At 46.0% G+C, this 15376-nt stretch carries 16 protein-coding genes; all 16 read left to right on the forward strand.

Annotated features, from left to right (window positions below; all coding sequences use genetic code 11):
* Positions 1–11: 11 nt before the first annotated feature.
* Entirely contained in the window at positions 12–1076 is a 1065-nt protein-coding gene (gene fliM / locus ACK8OT_RS00410) for a flagellar motor switch protein FliM (protein ID WP_410194533.1), read from the forward strand.
* Entirely contained in the window at positions 1069–1452 is a 384-nt protein-coding gene (gene fliN / locus ACK8OT_RS00415; protein ID WP_410194534.1) for a flagellar motor switch protein FliN, read from the forward strand. The genes fliM and fliN overlap by 8 nt, the downstream gene beginning before the upstream one ends.
* Positions 1452–1868 (forward strand): flagellar biosynthetic protein FliO, encoded by a 417-nt coding sequence (fliO, locus tag ACK8OT_RS00420; protein ID WP_410194535.1) that lies wholly within the window; start codon positions 1452–1454, stop codon positions 1866–1868. Before fliN ends, fliO begins: the two co-directional genes overlap by 1 nt.
* Complete coding sequence (gene fliP / locus ACK8OT_RS00425; RefSeq protein ID WP_410194536.1) at positions 1852–2598, forward strand: flagellar type III secretion system pore protein FliP; 747 nt, start codon at positions 1852–1854, stop codon at positions 2596–2598. Before fliO ends, fliP begins: the two co-directional genes overlap by 17 nt.
* Before the next feature lie 18 nt (positions 2599–2616).
* Complete coding sequence (gene fliQ / locus ACK8OT_RS00430; RefSeq protein WP_410194537.1) at positions 2617–2886, forward strand: flagellar biosynthesis protein FliQ; 270 nt, start codon at positions 2617–2619, stop codon at positions 2884–2886.
* The gene (fliR, locus tag ACK8OT_RS00435; RefSeq protein WP_410194538.1) at positions 2886–3671 is read left to right on the forward strand and encodes a flagellar biosynthetic protein FliR; all 786 of its coding nucleotides are present in this window, start codon (positions 2886–2888) and stop codon (positions 3669–3671) included. The genes fliQ and fliR overlap by 1 nt, the downstream gene beginning before the upstream one ends.
* A 44-nt stretch (positions 3672–3715) precedes the next feature.
* The gene (flhB, locus tag ACK8OT_RS00440; protein WP_410194539.1) at positions 3716–4846 is read left to right on the forward strand and encodes a flagellar biosynthesis protein FlhB; all 1131 of its coding nucleotides are present in this window, start codon (positions 3716–3718) and stop codon (positions 4844–4846) included.
* Positions 4847–4987: 141 nt separating this feature from the next.
* Entirely contained in the window at positions 4988–7090 is a 2103-nt protein-coding gene (flhA, locus tag ACK8OT_RS00445) for a flagellar biosynthesis protein FlhA (protein ID WP_410194540.1), read from the forward strand.
* Positions 7091–7108: 18 nt separating this feature from the next.
* Entirely contained in the window at positions 7109–8512 is a 1404-nt protein-coding gene (gene flhF, locus ACK8OT_RS00450) for a flagellar biosynthesis GTPase FlhF (RefSeq protein WP_410194541.1), read from the forward strand.
* 4 nt (positions 8513–8516) lie between these two features.
* A complete protein-coding gene (locus tag ACK8OT_RS00455; protein ID WP_410194857.1) occupies positions 8517–9389 on the forward strand; it encodes a MinD/ParA family ATP-binding protein in 873 nt (290 codons plus the stop codon).
* Entirely contained in the window at positions 9382–10098 is a 717-nt protein-coding gene (locus tag ACK8OT_RS00460; protein WP_410194542.1) for an RNA polymerase sigma factor FliA, read from the forward strand. The genes ACK8OT_RS00455 and ACK8OT_RS00460 overlap by 8 nt, the downstream gene beginning before the upstream one ends.
* Positions 10099–10202: 104 nt before the next feature.
* Positions 10203–10586 carry a chemotaxis response regulator CheY gene (gene cheY, locus ACK8OT_RS00465; RefSeq protein ID WP_233071410.1) on the forward strand — a complete coding sequence of 128 codons (384 nt, stop codon included), beginning with the start codon at positions 10203–10205 and terminating at the stop codon, positions 10584–10586.
* 9 nt (positions 10587–10595) lie between these two features.
* Positions 10596–11348: a protein phosphatase CheZ gene (locus ACK8OT_RS00470; protein WP_410194543.1), complete on the forward strand. Its 753-nt coding sequence runs from the start codon at positions 10596–10598 to the stop codon at positions 11346–11348.
* A gap of 9 nt (positions 11349–11357) precedes the next feature.
* Complete coding sequence (locus tag ACK8OT_RS00475) at positions 11358–13448, forward strand: chemotaxis protein CheA (protein ID WP_410194544.1); 2091 nt, start codon at positions 11358–11360, stop codon at positions 13446–13448.
* Between the two features lie 22 nt (positions 13449–13470).
* A complete protein-coding gene (locus ACK8OT_RS00480) occupies positions 13471–14622 on the forward strand; it encodes a protein-glutamate methylesterase/protein-glutamine glutaminase (RefSeq protein ID WP_410194545.1) in 1152 nt (383 codons plus the stop codon).
* Positions 14622–15374 (forward strand): flagellar motor protein, encoded by a 753-nt coding sequence (locus tag ACK8OT_RS00485; protein WP_410194546.1) that lies wholly within the window; start codon positions 14622–14624, stop codon positions 15372–15374. The genes ACK8OT_RS00480 and ACK8OT_RS00485 overlap by 1 nt, the downstream gene beginning before the upstream one ends.
* The last annotated feature ends 2 nt before the right edge of the window (positions 15375–15376 follow it).

Consider the following 15376-nt stretch of genomic DNA (forward strand, 5'->3'; position numbering starts at 1 on the left):
ATGGATTAATAATGAGCGATCTTTTATCACAAGACGAAATTGATGCGCTACTTCACGGGGTTGATGATGTCGAGGAAGATGACGACTCCCCCGTTGATAATAGCAATGCGGTGCATTATGACTTCTCCTCTCAAGATCGTATTGTTCGCGGTCGGATGCCAACCCTTGAGTTGGTTAACGAACGCTTTGCTCGTCATCTAAGGATCAGTTTGTTCAACATGATGCGACGAACCGCTGAGGTTTCCATCAATGGTGTGCAAATGCTTAAGTTTGGCGAATATGTACATACGCTGTTTGTACCGACCAGTCTAAACATGGTGCGTTTTCGCCCGCTCAAGGGAACCGGTTTGATCACCATGGAAGCACGCTTGGTGTTTATCTTAGTGGAGAACTTCTTTGGCGGTGATGGCCGCTATCACGCTAAGATAGAAGGCCGTGAGTTTACCCCTACCGAGCGCCGCATTATTCAAATGCTACTTAAAATTGTATTTGAAGATTACCATGATGCTTGGGCGCCGGTGATGGATGCCGAATTTGAATACCTTGATTCTGAAGTTAACCCGGCAATGGCTAACATTGTGAGTCCTACTGAAGTGATAGTGGTTAACTCTTTTCATATTGAACTTGATGGCGGTGGCGGCGATTTTCATATCGCGATGCCTTACTCCATGCTTGAGCCGATCCGTGAATTACTGGATGCGGGTGTCCAAAGTGATAAGGAAGATACCGATTTTCGTTGGAGTAAAGCGCTTAAAGACGAAATTATGGACGTGCCTGTTGAGCTTAGCACTCGATTATTGGAAACCGAGCTCAGTTTACGGCAAATCATGGAGTTGAAACCGGGTGATATTATTCCGGTTGATATGCCTGATGCCATGACCGTATTTATCGAAGATTTACCGACTTATCGCGGTAAGATGGGTCGAACTAAAGAGAATTATGCAGTGAAGATCACTGAGAAATTGAAGCGCCCAGATTCGGTTAAAACCGAATTAGAGTTAGTGACTCGACAAGGCAAGCGCATCAACAGTGACGTAGCTAGTTTAGAAGTATTAGAGGACGAAATTGATGAGTGATGATCAACAAATGGCTGACGAGTGGGCTGCTGCACTTGAAGAGGCAGAAGCGGCACAACCTGCTGAGCTAGAGCAATTTGACAGTGACGATAGCCCGTCTATTTCTTCGGAAGAAAAGCGCCGTTTAGATGCGATCATGGATATTCCCGTGACCATCTCGATGGAAGTAGGGCGCAGCCATATCAGCATTCGTAACTTATTGCAGTTAAACCAAGGCTCGGTTGTCGAACTTGATCGTGTCGCCGGTGAGCCGCTTGACGTACTGGTTAATGGCACCTTGATTGCACATGGCGAAGTGGTTGTTGTGAACGATAAATTTGGTATTCGCCTAACAGACGTTATTAGCCAGACCGAGCGGATTAAGAAACTCAAATAATGAAACATGGATTGGCGTTTTTCGCTTTACTGATCTCACTGCCGACTTGGTCGGCAGCGCAGCCGCCTACGCAGCCGCCCAATTTAGACTTTTTGTCTGTCCTTTCGGTGTTAGTGTTTGTTTTACTGTTAATTGTGGGGCTCGCTTGGTTATTTCATCAAACCAAGCTTAGCCGCTACTTTGGCCAAAATGGCATAAAAGTGATTGCCACTACGCCGCTAGGTAGAAAAGAAAAACTCATGGTGGTGCAGTTAGGCGAGCAGCAGTATTTATTGGCGGCAACCGCACAGCAAATTAATCTGATAGATAAGCTGGAACAGCCACTACAACCTCAGCCAACACAAACTGTGCCCTTGGCTGGGGCTTTTGCTGAGCAATTAGCCAAGGTAATAAAAAAAGATGAAAAGAAAGAATAATTGGTTTTTTGCTTGGCTGGTTTTGTTGTTTTTGTGTCAGCCTGTGGCGGCGCAAACCGGATTACCTGCGATAACGGTGACGACTGGGCCTGATGGGGCGCAAGAATACAGCTTAACCTTGCAAGTGTTAGGCTTGATGACGGCATTAAGCTTTTTACCCGCCATGGTTATCATGATGACGTCCTTCACTCGGATTGTGATTGTGATGAGTATTTTGCGCCAAGCGCTGGGATTACAGCAAACTCCCTCGAATCAGGTCATCATTGGTATTACCTTGTTTATGACTTTTTTCATTATGGCGCCGGTTTTTGAAAGGGTTAATGATCAAGCTATTCAACCGTATCTCGCGGAAGACATTCCCTTTGCCGAAGCCATCAATAAGGGCCAAGGCCCACTCAAAGATTTTATGCTAGCGCAAACCCGAGTCACCGACTTACAAACGTTTGTTGAAATGGCCGACATTCAAGTGGCTTCTCCGCAAGAAGTGCCTATTCATGTGCTGATACCAGCTTTTGTCACCAGTGAGCTCAAAACTGCATTTCAAATCGGTTTTATGATCTTTATTCCCTTTTTGATCATTGACTTGGTTGTTGCCAGTATCTTGATGGCCATGGGTATGATGATGCTGTCGCCAATGATAGTGTCGCTACCATTTAAGCTGATGCTGTTTGTGTTGGTTGATGGTTGGAATTTAATCATAGGTAGCTTAGCCAGCAGTTTTGGTCTGTGATCAGACTAAGGAGCGAATATGTCACCTGAAGTCTTTGTTGATATTTTTAAGCATGCCTTGTGGCTGGTGCTTATTCTGGTCTCTGCCTGTATTATCCCCAGCCTGATTGTCGGGTTAGTGGTGGCGGTGTTTCAAGCTGCTACATCCATTAACGAGCAGACCTTAAGCTTTTTACCTCGTTTGATTATCACTATTTTGGCATTGATGTTTGGTGCCCACTGGGGGTTTAGAATGCTGATGGAATTTTTCTATACCATGATTGAACAAATCCCAAGCGTTATTGGCTGATGAGCTACCCTGCGGATATTGTGATCACTTGGCTGTCCAGTTACCTCTGGGCTCTGTGCCGAATTTCTGCCATGTTAATGGTAATGACGGGGATTGGCGCGAAAACCACGCCAAAACGTATCCGTTTACTGTTGTCACTTGCCATTACCTTTATGGTGGTGCCTGTATTACCTGATCCGCCTCCAATTCCTTTGTTTTCGGGGGAAAGCTTTTTAATTGTATTGCAGCAGATTTTAATCGGTACAGCGGTGGGCACTGTCTCTGTGTTTGTGATGCAAACGTTTGTTATTGCAGGCCAGATAATTGCCATGCAGACCAGTTTAGGGTTTGCATCCATGGCCGATCCCTTAAATGGCCAAACATCCCCTGTGGTTGGTCAATTTTATTTGATGCTGGTTACCTTGCTGTTTTTTGCCGTGGATGGGCATCTGGTGATGATTTACATGATAGTGGAAAGCTTTACCACGTTACCGATTTCGATGCAGGGGTTAGCCCCGTTGCAATATGAAAAGCTTGCTGGTTGGCTGGGGGTGATGTTTACCGCAGCACTGGCTATGTCTATGTCTTCGATTGTGGCTATGCTATTAGTGAACTTTTCCTTTGGTATTATGACGCGAGCCGCACCACAGCTGAATATTTTTACCTTAGGTTTCTCAATCAGCATGTTGTTTGGTCTATTTATTTTGTGGCTCACTATCGGCAACGTGGTACTGCATTTTGATGGCCATTGGCAGCGAGGTGCAGAGCTCATGTGTGATTTGCTCAATGGCGCTTGCAGACCTTAACCTAGTGCAAGCCTTAGTTTTTACAGCACGCCAGGAGAATTTAAATGGCAGAAGCTGACGGCCAAGAAAAAACCGAAGACCCCACGGGGAAAAAACTCAGTGACGCCCGCAATAAAGGGCAAGTGGTGCGCTCTAAAGAGCTTGGCACGGCGGCTATTTTAATCATGGCTGCTTTTGCTTTGATGATGTTAGGTGACCACCTTGGCCATGCCTTTGTGACCATGATGACAAAAGCCTTTACGTTTGAGCGTGACGTGGTGTTTGATCCTGGTCAGATGATGGTGGTGTTTGCTAACGGCATTGGCGAAATGATCTTACCTACATTAGCTATTCTAGTGGCGTTATTTCTTGCCGGTGTGGTGGGCACGATTGCGATTGGTGGTATAAATTACAGCAGTGAAGTAATGTTGCCTAAACTAAGCAAAATGAGCCCCCTTGCAGGCTTTAAACGCATGTTTGGCAGCCAAGGTTGGATTGAATTACTGAAGTCTATCTTAAAAGTGAGCGTGGTAGGCTGTGGTGTTTGGGGCATTTTAACTTATAGCTTTGCTGATATCTTGGTACTCAGTTCAACCCCCTTAGGCTCGAGTGTTGAAGCTGCATTGGATATGTTGCTTTGGATGTTCTTGATTTTATGCGTTTCCTTATTAGTGATCGTGGTTGTTGATGTGCCTTATCAACTTTGGCATCACAAAGAGCAACTTAAAATGACCAAGCAAGAAGTGAAGGACGAGCATAAAGATCAAGAGGGTAAACCTGAAGTAAAAGGACGCATTCGCCGTTTACAAATGGAAGCAGCGCAGCGTCGTATGATGGGAGAGGTGCCTAACGCCGATGTTATTGTTACTAACCCAACCCATTTCTCGGTTGCGCTAAAATATGATCCTGCCAATGGCGGCGCACCGCGAGTGGTTGCTAAAGGGGTGGATCAAATAGCCTTGAAAATTCGTGAAATCGCCCGTGAATATGAAGTGCCCGTCATGAGCTCGCCGCAGCTTTGTCGCGCTATATACCACACCACGGAACTGGAACAAGAAATCCCCCATGAGCTGTTTGTTGCCGTTGCGCAAATTCTGGCTTATATATTCCAATTAGAGCAATACCGTAAAGGACGCGGTAAACGACCGACAGCATTGCCTAAAGAATTTGATATGCCTGAAGGCTTTAATTACTAGCCTCAATTGCTAGCCTGATCTAATTATTTGACCGCTGACCAAGTTTCGTTGATTGCTCCGCTAACTTTGCGTGACGGCGTATTGCAATAGGCGCGGTTATTGCATAGGGTTAAAGCGTCATTTTTTTGTCGAATTATGTGAATGAATTTAAAGTCCAATTTAGCCGGCTTCTGGCAACAACGAGATAAACTGATCAAAGGGGTTGGTGCGCCTGTCATGGTGCTTGCTACCCTTGGCATGGTTGTATTGCCTATGCCTGCCTTCTTACTCGACATCCTGTTTTCGTTTAATATTGCCCTTGCTTTGGTTGTGCTGTTGGTGGCTATCTACACCAAACGCCCGTTAGATTTCGCTTCATTCCCCGCCGTGTTGCTGATTGCAACCTTATTACGTTTAGCACTTAACGTGGCATCAACGCGCGTGGTATTACTTGAAGGCCATCAAGGAGGAGACGCCGCGGGTAATGTGATTGCGGCCTTTGGCTCGGTAGTCATCGGCGGCAACTATGCGGTAGGTTTAATTGTATTTTTGATCTTAATGATCATTAACTTCGTGGTTGTCACTAAGGGTGCTGGGCGTATTTCTGAAGTAAGTGCACGGTTTACCTTAGATGCGATGCCGGGTAAACAAATGGCGATTGATGCCGATTTAAATGCCGGCATGATAGATCAAGAACAAGCAAGATTAAGACGTGAAGAAGTAACCCGTGAAGCAGACTTTTACGGCTCCATGGACGGTGCAAGTAAGTTCGTAAAAGGGGATGCAATTGCCGGTATATTGATCTTGTTTATTAATATCATCGGCGGCTTCATCATAGGCATGGCGCAACATGGTTTGAGCTTTAGAGACGCTGCGGAAATATATACCTTATTAACCATAGGTGATGGCTTGGTTGCGCAAATTCCATCACTGTTATTATCGATTGCTGCTGCTATCACCGTAACCCGTGAAAACCGCTCTGAGGATATGGGTGAGCAGGTGATAGGGCAAATGTTTAGTAATCCTAAAGCCTTGATGATTACTTCCGGTATTTTAATTGTAATGGGGTTGGTGCCCGGCATGCCTCATTTTGCATTTTTATCCTTGGGCTTATGTGCTGCTGGTGGCACCTATTGGATAATGAAGAAGCAAAAATCGCAAGCGGCTACAGCGCTGGCAGAATCCGAGAAAAATATAGCCAATAGCAATCCCGCGGTGCAGACCAAGGAGCTGGGCTGGGATGATGTACAACCAGTTGATACCATTGGCCTTGAAGTAGGCTATCGCCTTATTCCTTTGGTTGATAAAAGCCAAGGTGGTGAATTACTTGAGCGGATCAAAGGGGTGCGGAAAAAGTTATCGCAAGAGCTTGGTTTTTTAGTGCCACCTGTACATATTCGCGACAACTTAGACTTACCACCTAGCTATTACAGTATTTCGTTAATGGGTGTGACCAGTGGTCAAGCCGAAGTGTTTCATGACAAGGAAATGGCGATAAATCCTGGGCAAGTGTTTGGTACAGTAGAGGGAACCCCCACTATTGAGCCCGCGTTCCAATTGGACGCCTTATGGATTTCACCAAGTCAGCGTGAACATGCTCAAGCCATGGGTTATACCGTGGTTGATGCTGCGACGGTCGTCGCCACGCACCTCAGTCAGTTACTGACAAATCACGCCGCGCAATTACTCGGTCATGAAGAAGTGCAAAATCTTCTCGACTTACTAGCCAAAAGTCATCCTAAACTAGTAGAAGGGCTAGTGCCGGATATTTTACCGCTCGGGGTTGTGGTCAAAGTATTACAAAGCTTACTAAATGAAGGGGTGCCGATCAGGGATATCCGGACTATAGTGCAAACATTGTCGGATTATGGCGTGAAGAGCCAAGATGCAGAGGTATTAACCGCTGCATGTCGTATCGCACTAAAACGCATGATCAGTCAAAATATTGTCGGAGCCGAGTCAGAAATCCCAGTTATTACGCTTTCGCCAGAGTTGGAGCAAATTTTGCATAACTCGATACAGGCAGGTGGTAGCGATGGGGCAGGTATTGAGCCAGGGCTCGCAGAGCGGATCCAGAACGCATTATTTGAAGCCTCTCAACAGCAAGAGCTTGCAGGTCAACCTGCTGTTTTGCTAACGTCGGGCGTGTTGCGAACAACCTTGGCTAAGTTTGTTAAAAATACCATTCCTAGCTTACAGGTACTGAGTTATCAAGAAGTACCGGAAGATAAGCAAATTAGAATAGTTAACTCTGTCGGGCAATAACCGACAGGAGACAGCAGTATGAAAATTAAACGTTTTTTTGCAAAAGATATGCGTGCTGCGCTGGCTGAGGTGAAAGAAATCTTAGGGCCAGATGCCGTCATTATGTCAAATAAAAAAGTCACCGGTGGCATTGAAATCGTTGCGGCCGTTGATTATCAAGCGGCATCTGAAGTGAAACCTGCGGCTAAGAGCCATAGCGACTTAAAAGAAGACAGCGTTGTATTATCAAATCGCGCTCGTAGCGCAGCCCAGCCGACGACGCAAGCCGCTCAGCAACAAGCAAAAACCATTAATGCGAAATCGGGTCAACACTTAGCGGATTCCTTATCAGCCTTACTGGCTAAACAAGGTAAGCCAACGCCCGTGCGTAAGGCCAATCAGCCAGCGACGTTAATGGAACAAGAAAATTGGCAAGCACCGAAACCTAAAGCCGCGCCTACTCGAGCGCGAGCCACACCCACGAGTCATGTTAGTAAAGATGACAAAGTGTTAGAAGCCATGCGTGAAGAAATGGCCTCGCTGCGCAAGTTATTGGAGCATCAAGTTTCAGGGTTAATGTGGCAGGAGCTCGAGCGTAAAGAGCCGGTTCGCGCTATGTTAATTAAATGGCTCAATAAGTCAGGCTTTTCGGATGATATTGCCGATCAATTAGCGAGCTGTATTCCAGAAAGCTGTACACCATATGAAGCGCAGCAGTATTTGTCCCAGCTGCTTGAAGACCAAGTCGCCATTGGTGAAAACGAAATTTTAAAACTGGGCGGCGCGGTGGCATTACTTGGTCCGACTGGCGTTGGTAAAACGACGACGATTGCCAAACTAGCGGCGCGTTTCGCGATGGAGCATGGTGCTGAGCAAGTCGGTCTGATTACCACCGATACCTATCGAATAGGGGCCCACGAGCAGCTAGCCACTTACGGTAAAATATTAGGCTGTGCGGTGCGCGTTGCTAAAGATGCCGATGAGCTTTCAGAAATCTTGTATCAAATGCGCACTAAGCGTTTAGTGCTGATTGATACCGCTGGTATGGGACAGCGAGACGTTAGGCTTTCAGAGCAATTAGAAACCTTAATGAAAAACTCTCGCGTTAGGATCCGTAGCTTTTTAGTGATCCCAGCGACATCGCAGCGTCGAGTTGTACAAGAAGCCATCGAACATTTTAGAAAAATTCCGTTATCTGGTTGTATTCTCACGAAACTAGATGAAAGTTTGAGTCTGGGGGAAATACTAAGTGTTACAATTAAACATGCTTTACCTATCTCATATATAACGGATGGCCAACGGGTGCCCGAAGATATAAAAATTGCAAACGCAAAATACATGGTATCCAGTGCCTTGCGTTTAATGGAACAAGAAATGGCAAAAGACCAACATCAATGGTATAGCGAAGCAGATGACTGCCACACCTCGGAGTATTATGAATAAAACCATGTTAACTGATCAGGCGAGTGGGCTGCGAATGATGAAAAATAATAAAGTAAAAGTGATCACTGTGACCGGCGGTAAAGGCGGTGTGGGTAAAACCAATGTGACCTTAAACTTGGCCGCATCACTGGCAGCTCAAGGAAAACGTGTTTTGGTATTAGACGCTGACTTAGGTTTGGCCAATGTCGACGTGTTACTTGGCTTGCGTGTCACCAAAAACCTTTCCCATGTTTTATCCGGAGAATGTACCTTAGACGAAGTCATCATAGATGCGCCGCAAGGGATGAAAATTATCCCTGCTACCTCCGGAACTAAGTCGATGGTGGAGCTAACCCCAGCCGAGCATGCAGGTTTGATCCGTGCGTTTAGTGAACTGCAAACTCCCATCGATGTGCTGTTGGTTGATACCGCAGCCGGTATTTCAGACATGGTGCTTAGTTTTGCCCGTGCCGCGCAAGATATTGTGGTAGTGGTGTGTGATGAGCCAACCTCAATCACCGATGCCTACGCCTTGATCAAGTTACTCAGTACCCAATACGGCGTATTTCATTTCAAAATTGTAGCGAACATGGTACGTAGCTTACGCGAAGGACAGGAGCTATTTTCTAAACTAACGCGTGTGACGGATAGATTTTTAGATACTGCCCTTGAATTAGTTGCTTGTATTCCTTTTGACAACAACGTTCGTCAATCGGTACGGAAGCAAAAGCTCGTCGTAGAAGCGTTTCCAAAGTCGCCTTCATCGTTAGCCTTTAGAGCGTTATCGAGTAAAGCGGTGACATGGCCTGTGCCCAATCAGCCCGGTGGCCACCTAGAGTTTTTCATTGAGAAGCTATTAGATAGTAGCGCCGAAAGCAGAGAGAAGATAAGTGAATAAAGTCCACGCTTACACCAGTCAAGTTCAGCCGAATGAACTGGTTGAACGTTATGGACCTCTAGTGCAACGGATTGCGCATCACCTACTTGCACGTTTACCTGCTAGCGTGTTGGTAGAAGATTTAACTCAAGCTGGCTTGATTGGTTTACTTGAAGCCAGTAAGAACTTTGACGCTAGTAAAGGAGCTAGCTTTGAAACCTTCGCAGGCATTCGTATTCGCGGCGCGATGTTAGACGAAATGCGCCGTGGAGATTGGGTCCCTCGTAGCGTTCATAAAAACAGCCGAATGATCGCTCAGGCGATAGATCAAGTTGAAAAAGAGTTAGGCATTGACGCCAAAGACGCCGATATTGCCGCTAGGTTAGGGGTGTCTCTTGATGAGTATCACACCATGCTACGTGAAGTAAACAGCGGCAAATTAATCGGCATAGAAGACTTGGGAGCAGGACAAGACAGCGTAGGAGCGGTTGAATTGCTCGATAATTCACCACTTGATGGTGTTTATGAAGAAAAATTTCAGCATCACCTCGCAACTTGTATAAAATCCTTACCCGAACGCGAAGCCCTTGTATTATCTTTATATTATGATGAAGAGCTAAATTTACGCGAAATTGGTGAAGTGTTAGATGTCAGTGAATCGCGCGTCAGCCAAATTCACAGTCAAGCCATCCACCGTCTTAAGGGGAGAATGACTGATTGGCAAAGATAGCATGTCACTGTGGCATAAATGTAACTATACTGGTTTTAGTTGCCTAAATAACATTTCAGCACAAAGAGTTGAGTTCAAACCAACTGCCATTTAAGGAGATTAAGTTGGATAAAAATATGAAAATTCTAATCGTTGATGATTTCTCAACGATGCGAAGAATAATCAAAAACCTATTACGCGATCTTGGCTTCAATAATACCCATGAAGCAGATGATGGTAGTACTGCACTGCCGATGCTTAAAAATGGCGACTTTGAATTTCTAGTTACTGACTGGAATATGCCGGGAATGCAAGGTATCGACCTATTAAAAGAGGTTCGCAAAGACGAAAACCTACGTCATTTGCCTGTGTTAATGGTAACCGCAGAAGCTAAGCGTGAACAGATCATTGAAGCTGCTCAAGCTGGTGTTAATGGCTATATCGTTAAGCCTTTTACTGCAGCAACCTTAAAAGAGAAGCTCGATAAAATTTTTGAACGGCTTCAATAAGGAGGCGTGATGACAGACACCAACGGAGCTTTGCTTTCGCTTGAGCAAGCACGGCATTTAGTGGAACTACTGGAGCTTGGCGAGGTTGAGCAAGCAAATTCTTTGATTTCTGGTGCGTTGTCTGATCCTACTAACAGTGATTTGTTTGAACAAGTGGGCCTGTTGACTCGTCAATTGCATAACTCTTTGGTTGAGTTTCAAAATGACAACCGGTTATCGGAATTGGCGAATAGTGAAATCCCTGATGCGAAAGACAGGCTCAGCTATGTTATCGAAATGACAGACAAGGCGGCGAATCGAACCATGGATGCCGTGGATGAGAGTTTGCCCCTTGCTGATAGATTAAATGAGAATATTCAACAAGTTCTACCCGGTTGGAATAGTTTGATGAACCGCGAGATAGAGTTGGTTGAGTTTAAGGAGCTGTGTCACAAACTTGACAAGATCCTTAAGGATTCGGAACAAGATGCCGATAAGTTGAGGCAGTTGTTAACCGAAATTCTAATGGCCCAAGACTTCCAAGACTTAACGGGTCAAATGATTCGGCGGGTAATAGCGCTAGTACAAGAAGTGGAAGTTAAGTTAGTCGAAATGCTAACGATGTTTGGTGAAATTGAACGCAAACCAAAACAAGAACAAGCCGAAGCCCCTCGTTCATCTGGAATTGAGGCTGAAGGCCCCATTATGAACCCAGAAACAAGGGATGATGTGGTTTCGGGTCAAGATGACGTAGACGACTTGTTATCGAGTTTAGGATTCTAGGAGTAGCGCATGGGCTTTGAGGTCGATGAAGACATTTTACAGGACTTTTTAGTAGAAGCAGCCGAAATATTGGAGCTACTATCTGAGCAGCTGGTTGATTTGGAAAAGCAACCTGATGATAGCAACCTGTTAAATGCGATTTTTCGTGGATTCCACACCGTAAAAGGGGGCGCGGGCTTCCTTTCTCTTACCGAGTTGGTTGATTGCTGTCATGGTGCAGAAAACGTGTTTGACACGTTACGTAACGGTGGACGAGCAGTCGATTCTGAATTAATGGATGTTATACTACAAGCCTTGGATAGCATTAATGAAATGTTTGCTCAAGTCCAAGCTCGTGAGCCCCTGACTCCTGCTCCTCCTGAAATAATCCATGCGCTGCATAAATTAAGTCTTCCTGCTGGTGCTGAGCCTGCTCCTGAAGAGCCTGTTGCTCCAGTTGTCGCTCCTGAACCTGCTCCTGTCATTGAACCTGCGGCTGTTAGCGAGCCAGAAAGTTCAGTTGAATCGGGCATCGATGAAATTACAGAAGATGAATTTGAGCGCTTACTTGATGAGTTGCACGGAGCCAAAAGCCCTACTGCCGCAGCAGCTCCAGCTCCGGCAGTCAGCTCGGGTGATATTACCGATGATGAGTTTGAGTCTTTACTCGATGAACTTCATGGTAAGGGGCAACACAAAGCGGTTAGCCCAGCACCTGCGGCCGATGATGGCTTGATAGACGATGATGAATTTGAGCGCTTGCTCGATGAATTACATGGCAGTGGCAAGAGCCCAACGGTTGCGGAAGTTAAGCCAGCAGCACCCACGCCGCCAGCCCCTGTGTCTGAGCCTAAAGCTGTTACTCCTGTTACACCACCCCCTGCACCAGCTCCAGCCGCAGCAAAAGCACCGGTTGAAAAAGCCGCGGCCGGTAGAGCGCCAGCCCCCGCGCAAGCTGAATCGACGGTACGTGTGGATACGCGAACCTTAGACGAAATCATGAATATGGTCGGCGAGTTGGTATTAGTGCGAAATCGCTTAGTGAGCTTAGGCATTAATAGTTCTGACGAAGCCATGGCTAAAGCGGTTGCGAATTTAGATGTCGTGACTGCCGATCTGCAAGGTGGGGTAATGAAAACCCGCATGCAGCCCATCAAAAAAGTGTTTGGTCGATTCCCTCGAGTGGTTCGTGATTTAGCGCGAACCTTGAAAAAAGAAATCAACCTAACCCTTGAAGGTGAAGATACCGATTTAGATAAAAACTTAGTAGAGGCCTTGGCCGACCCGTTAGTTCACTTAGTGCGAAATGCGGTTGACCATGGTATTGAAATGCCTGATGTGCGTGAGCAAAATGGCAAGCCTCGTCTTGGCCAAATCGTCTTGTCAGCATCGCAAGAAGGTGACCATATTCTGTTAGTTATTCAGGATGATGGTGCGGGCATGGATGCTGAAAAGTTAAAAAATATCGCCATTAATAAAGGTATTCTTGATCCGGATACTGCCGCCAGAATGTCTAATACCGAAGCCTACAACCTGATTTTTGCTCCGGGTTTCTCAACCAAAGTCGAAATATCTGATATTTCTGGTCGTGGCGTGGGCATGGATGTGGTGAAAACCAGTATAACCCAGTTAAATGGGGCTATTCATATTGATTCAAATCTAGGCACAGGTACTCGACTAGAGATCAAAGTGCCCTTGACCCTAGCCATTTTACCAACCTTGATGGTCTTGGTGGGCAAGCAAACATTTGCGCTGCCTTTGACTAATGTTAATGAAATTTTCCACCTAGATTTAAGAAAAACTAATGTTGTTGATGGTCAATTAACCGTGATCGTCAGAGACAAAGCGATACCGTTATTTTATCTACAGGATTGGTTGATTCGTGGCGGTGCGCCAAGTAAGCAAAAACGAGATGGTTTGGGGCATGTAGTTATAGTTCAACTCGGTATGAAACAAGTCGGCTTTGTCGTTGATAGTCTAATTGGCCAAGAAGAGGTGGTTATCAAAGCACTTGATGATTTACTGCAAGGCACACCGGGTATGGCTGGAGCAACGATCACCAGTGATGGTGGTATCGCGTTGATTTTAGATATTCCAAGCTTATTAAAGCATTACGCATAACACTTCGAAGTTGAGAAGGTAGATGTCAATTAAGGTTTTAGTGGTAGATGACTCGAGCTTCTTTCGAAGACGAGTAAGTGAAATAATTAACCAAGATCCATTACTTGAGGTAATCGATACCGCCAAAAATGGCAAAGAAGCTGTTGAAATGACGCAGCGCCTTCGACCCGATGTGATCACCATGGATATTGAAATGCCTGTTTTAGATGGCATTTCAGCTGTGCGCGAAATAATGGCTACGACGCCAACGCCAATTTTAATGTTCTCTTCGTTAACGCATCAAGGGGCAACGGCAACATTAGAAGCCCTTGAGGCGGGAGCATTGGATTTCTTACCAAAGAAATTTGAAGACATAGCTCGCGACAAAGATGAAGCGACTAAGACGTTGCAGCAACGTGTTAAAGCGATTGCGCGTCGTCGTGTTTTTAGCCCGCGTCCATCCATCGCGAAAGCGCCCTTGGGCCAGAGCACATCAGCTGCAAGGCCGACATTGGAAAGAGCTCCAGTTCGCCCTAGTCCGACTGCTCGCGCTGTCACCTCAGCGTCAACCGCGCCAGTTAAGCCTACTGCTGCACCTGCGAGTCATTTTAAGCGTACCGGTAAAAGTTACGATATCCTTACTATCGGCACGTCAACGGGTGGCCCAGTGGCACTTCAGACCGTGTTGACTGAGCTACCGGCAAACTTCCCTTTGCCCATTTTATTGATCCAACATATGCCTGCGACATTTACCGCGGCTTTTGCGGCTCGATTAAACTCGCTTTGTAAAATCAAAGTCAAAGAGGCGCAAGACGGTGATCCCATCGTTAAAGGGCAGGCCTATCTAGCCCCTGGTGGTAAGCAGATGTTAGTCGAAGGCCGAGGTGCTAGTGCACGAATTCGCATTGTGGAAGGCAATGACAAGGTGAATTACAAGCCTTGTGTTGATATTACCTTTGCCTCGTTAGCAAAACTTTACCAAAGCAAAGTACTAGCGATTGTGTTAACGGGTATGGGGGCCGACGGGCGTGATGGCGGACGCATGTTGAAAAACATGGGCGCAACGATTTGGGCTCAGGACGAAAAGTCTTGTGTTGTTTATGGTATGCCGCAAGCGGTCGCAAAAGAGGGCATTGCATCTGAATCTTTGCCTCTTGATCGGGTGGCAGCTAGGATAATGACGGAATTTACCTAATGGATATTTTGGGGTTGTTTGGTCTATTTTTGGCATTCGCCTCACTTATCATCGCAGAGTCGATCACTGGCGGATCACTTTCATTTCTCCTCAACTTGGCTGCTTTTGTGATCGTTTTTGGTGGAACCATTGGCGCCGTCTTGTTCCAATCAACGGCGGATCAATTTAGCCATGCGATACGCCTGCTTCCTCAACTAATTACGCCGCCTGTATTACCGGTAAAGGGACAAATGGCGAAGTTAAAGCAATGGGCGAGCACCGCGCGTACCCAAGGCTTTTTGGCGCTCGAAGCTGCTATAGATGATAAAAAGCTGGATCGATTTACCAGTAAGGGATTGTCGATGATAGTCGATGGCGTTGACGCCATCACCTTACGCAGTGTTCTAGAGCAAGAAGTCGATCTAAAACAAGAATATTACGAGCGCAGCGCTAAGGTTTATGAAGCCATGGGCGGCTATAGCCCAACGGTAGGCATCATAGGGGCGGTGTTGGGATTGATTCAAGCCATGTCTCATATTGATGATCCTAGTGTATTAGGACGAGGTATTGCCGCTGCCTTTGTTGCAACTATTTACGGTGTGGGCTTTGCCAACTTTGTTTTTTTGCCTATTTGCCATAAGTTGCGTGCACTTAACTACAAACAAACCCTTTATTATGAAATGACGATTGAGGGGCTCGTTGCTATCGTCAATGGAGAAAACTCCCTTGTCATTGAACGACGTCTAGAGTCTTTTGCTACTGAGAGCCATTAATC

Source organism: Motilimonas thetidivivens (assembly GCF_046452435.1).
Taxonomy (GTDB): domain Bacteria; phylum Pseudomonadota; class Gammaproteobacteria; order Enterobacterales; family CBDFNC01; genus Motilimonas.

Bases quoted from the DNA above. Each gene is read 5' to 3' on its own strand.
- fliM (WP_410194533.1), top strand. From the start codon at position 12: ATGAGCGATCTTTTATCACAAGACGAAATTGATGCGCTACTTCACGGG.
- fliN (WP_410194534.1), top strand. From the start codon at position 1,069: ATGAGTGATGATCAACAAATGGCTGACGAGTGGGCTGCTGCACTTGAA.
- fliO (WP_410194535.1), top strand. From the start codon at position 1,452: ATGAAACATGGATTGGCGTTTTTCGCTTTACTGATCTCACTGCCGACT.
- fliP (WP_410194536.1), top strand. From the start codon at position 1,852: ATGAAAAGAAAGAATAATTGGTTTTTTGCTTGGCTGGTTTTGTTGTTT.
- fliQ (WP_410194537.1), top strand. From the start codon at position 2,617: ATGTCACCTGAAGTCTTTGTTGATATTTTTAAGCATGCCTTGTGGCTG.
- fliR (WP_410194538.1), top strand. From the start codon at position 2,886: ATGAGCTACCCTGCGGATATTGTGATCACTTGGCTGTCCAGTTACCTC.
- flhB (WP_410194539.1), top strand. From the start codon at position 3,716: ATGGCAGAAGCTGACGGCCAAGAAAAAACCGAAGACCCCACGGGGAAA.
- flhA (WP_410194540.1), top strand. From the start codon at position 4,988: ATGAATTTAAAGTCCAATTTAGCCGGCTTCTGGCAACAACGAGATAAA.
- flhF (WP_410194541.1), top strand. From the start codon at position 7,109: ATGAAAATTAAACGTTTTTTTGCAAAAGATATGCGTGCTGCGCTGGCT.
- ACK8OT_RS00455 (WP_410194857.1), top strand. From the start codon at position 8,517: ATGTTAACTGATCAGGCGAGTGGGCTGCGAATGATGAAAAATAATAAA.
- ACK8OT_RS00470 (WP_410194543.1), top strand. From the start codon at position 10,596: ATGACAGACACCAACGGAGCTTTGCTTTCGCTTGAGCAAGCACGGCAT.
- ACK8OT_RS00475 (WP_410194544.1), top strand. From the start codon at position 11,358: ATGGGCTTTGAGGTCGATGAAGACATTTTACAGGACTTTTTAGTAGAA.
- ACK8OT_RS00480 (WP_410194545.1), top strand. From the start codon at position 13,471: ATGTCAATTAAGGTTTTAGTGGTAGATGACTCGAGCTTCTTTCGAAGA.
- ACK8OT_RS00485 (WP_410194546.1), top strand. From the start codon at position 14,622: ATGGATATTTTGGGGTTGTTTGGTCTATTTTTGGCATTCGCCTCACTT.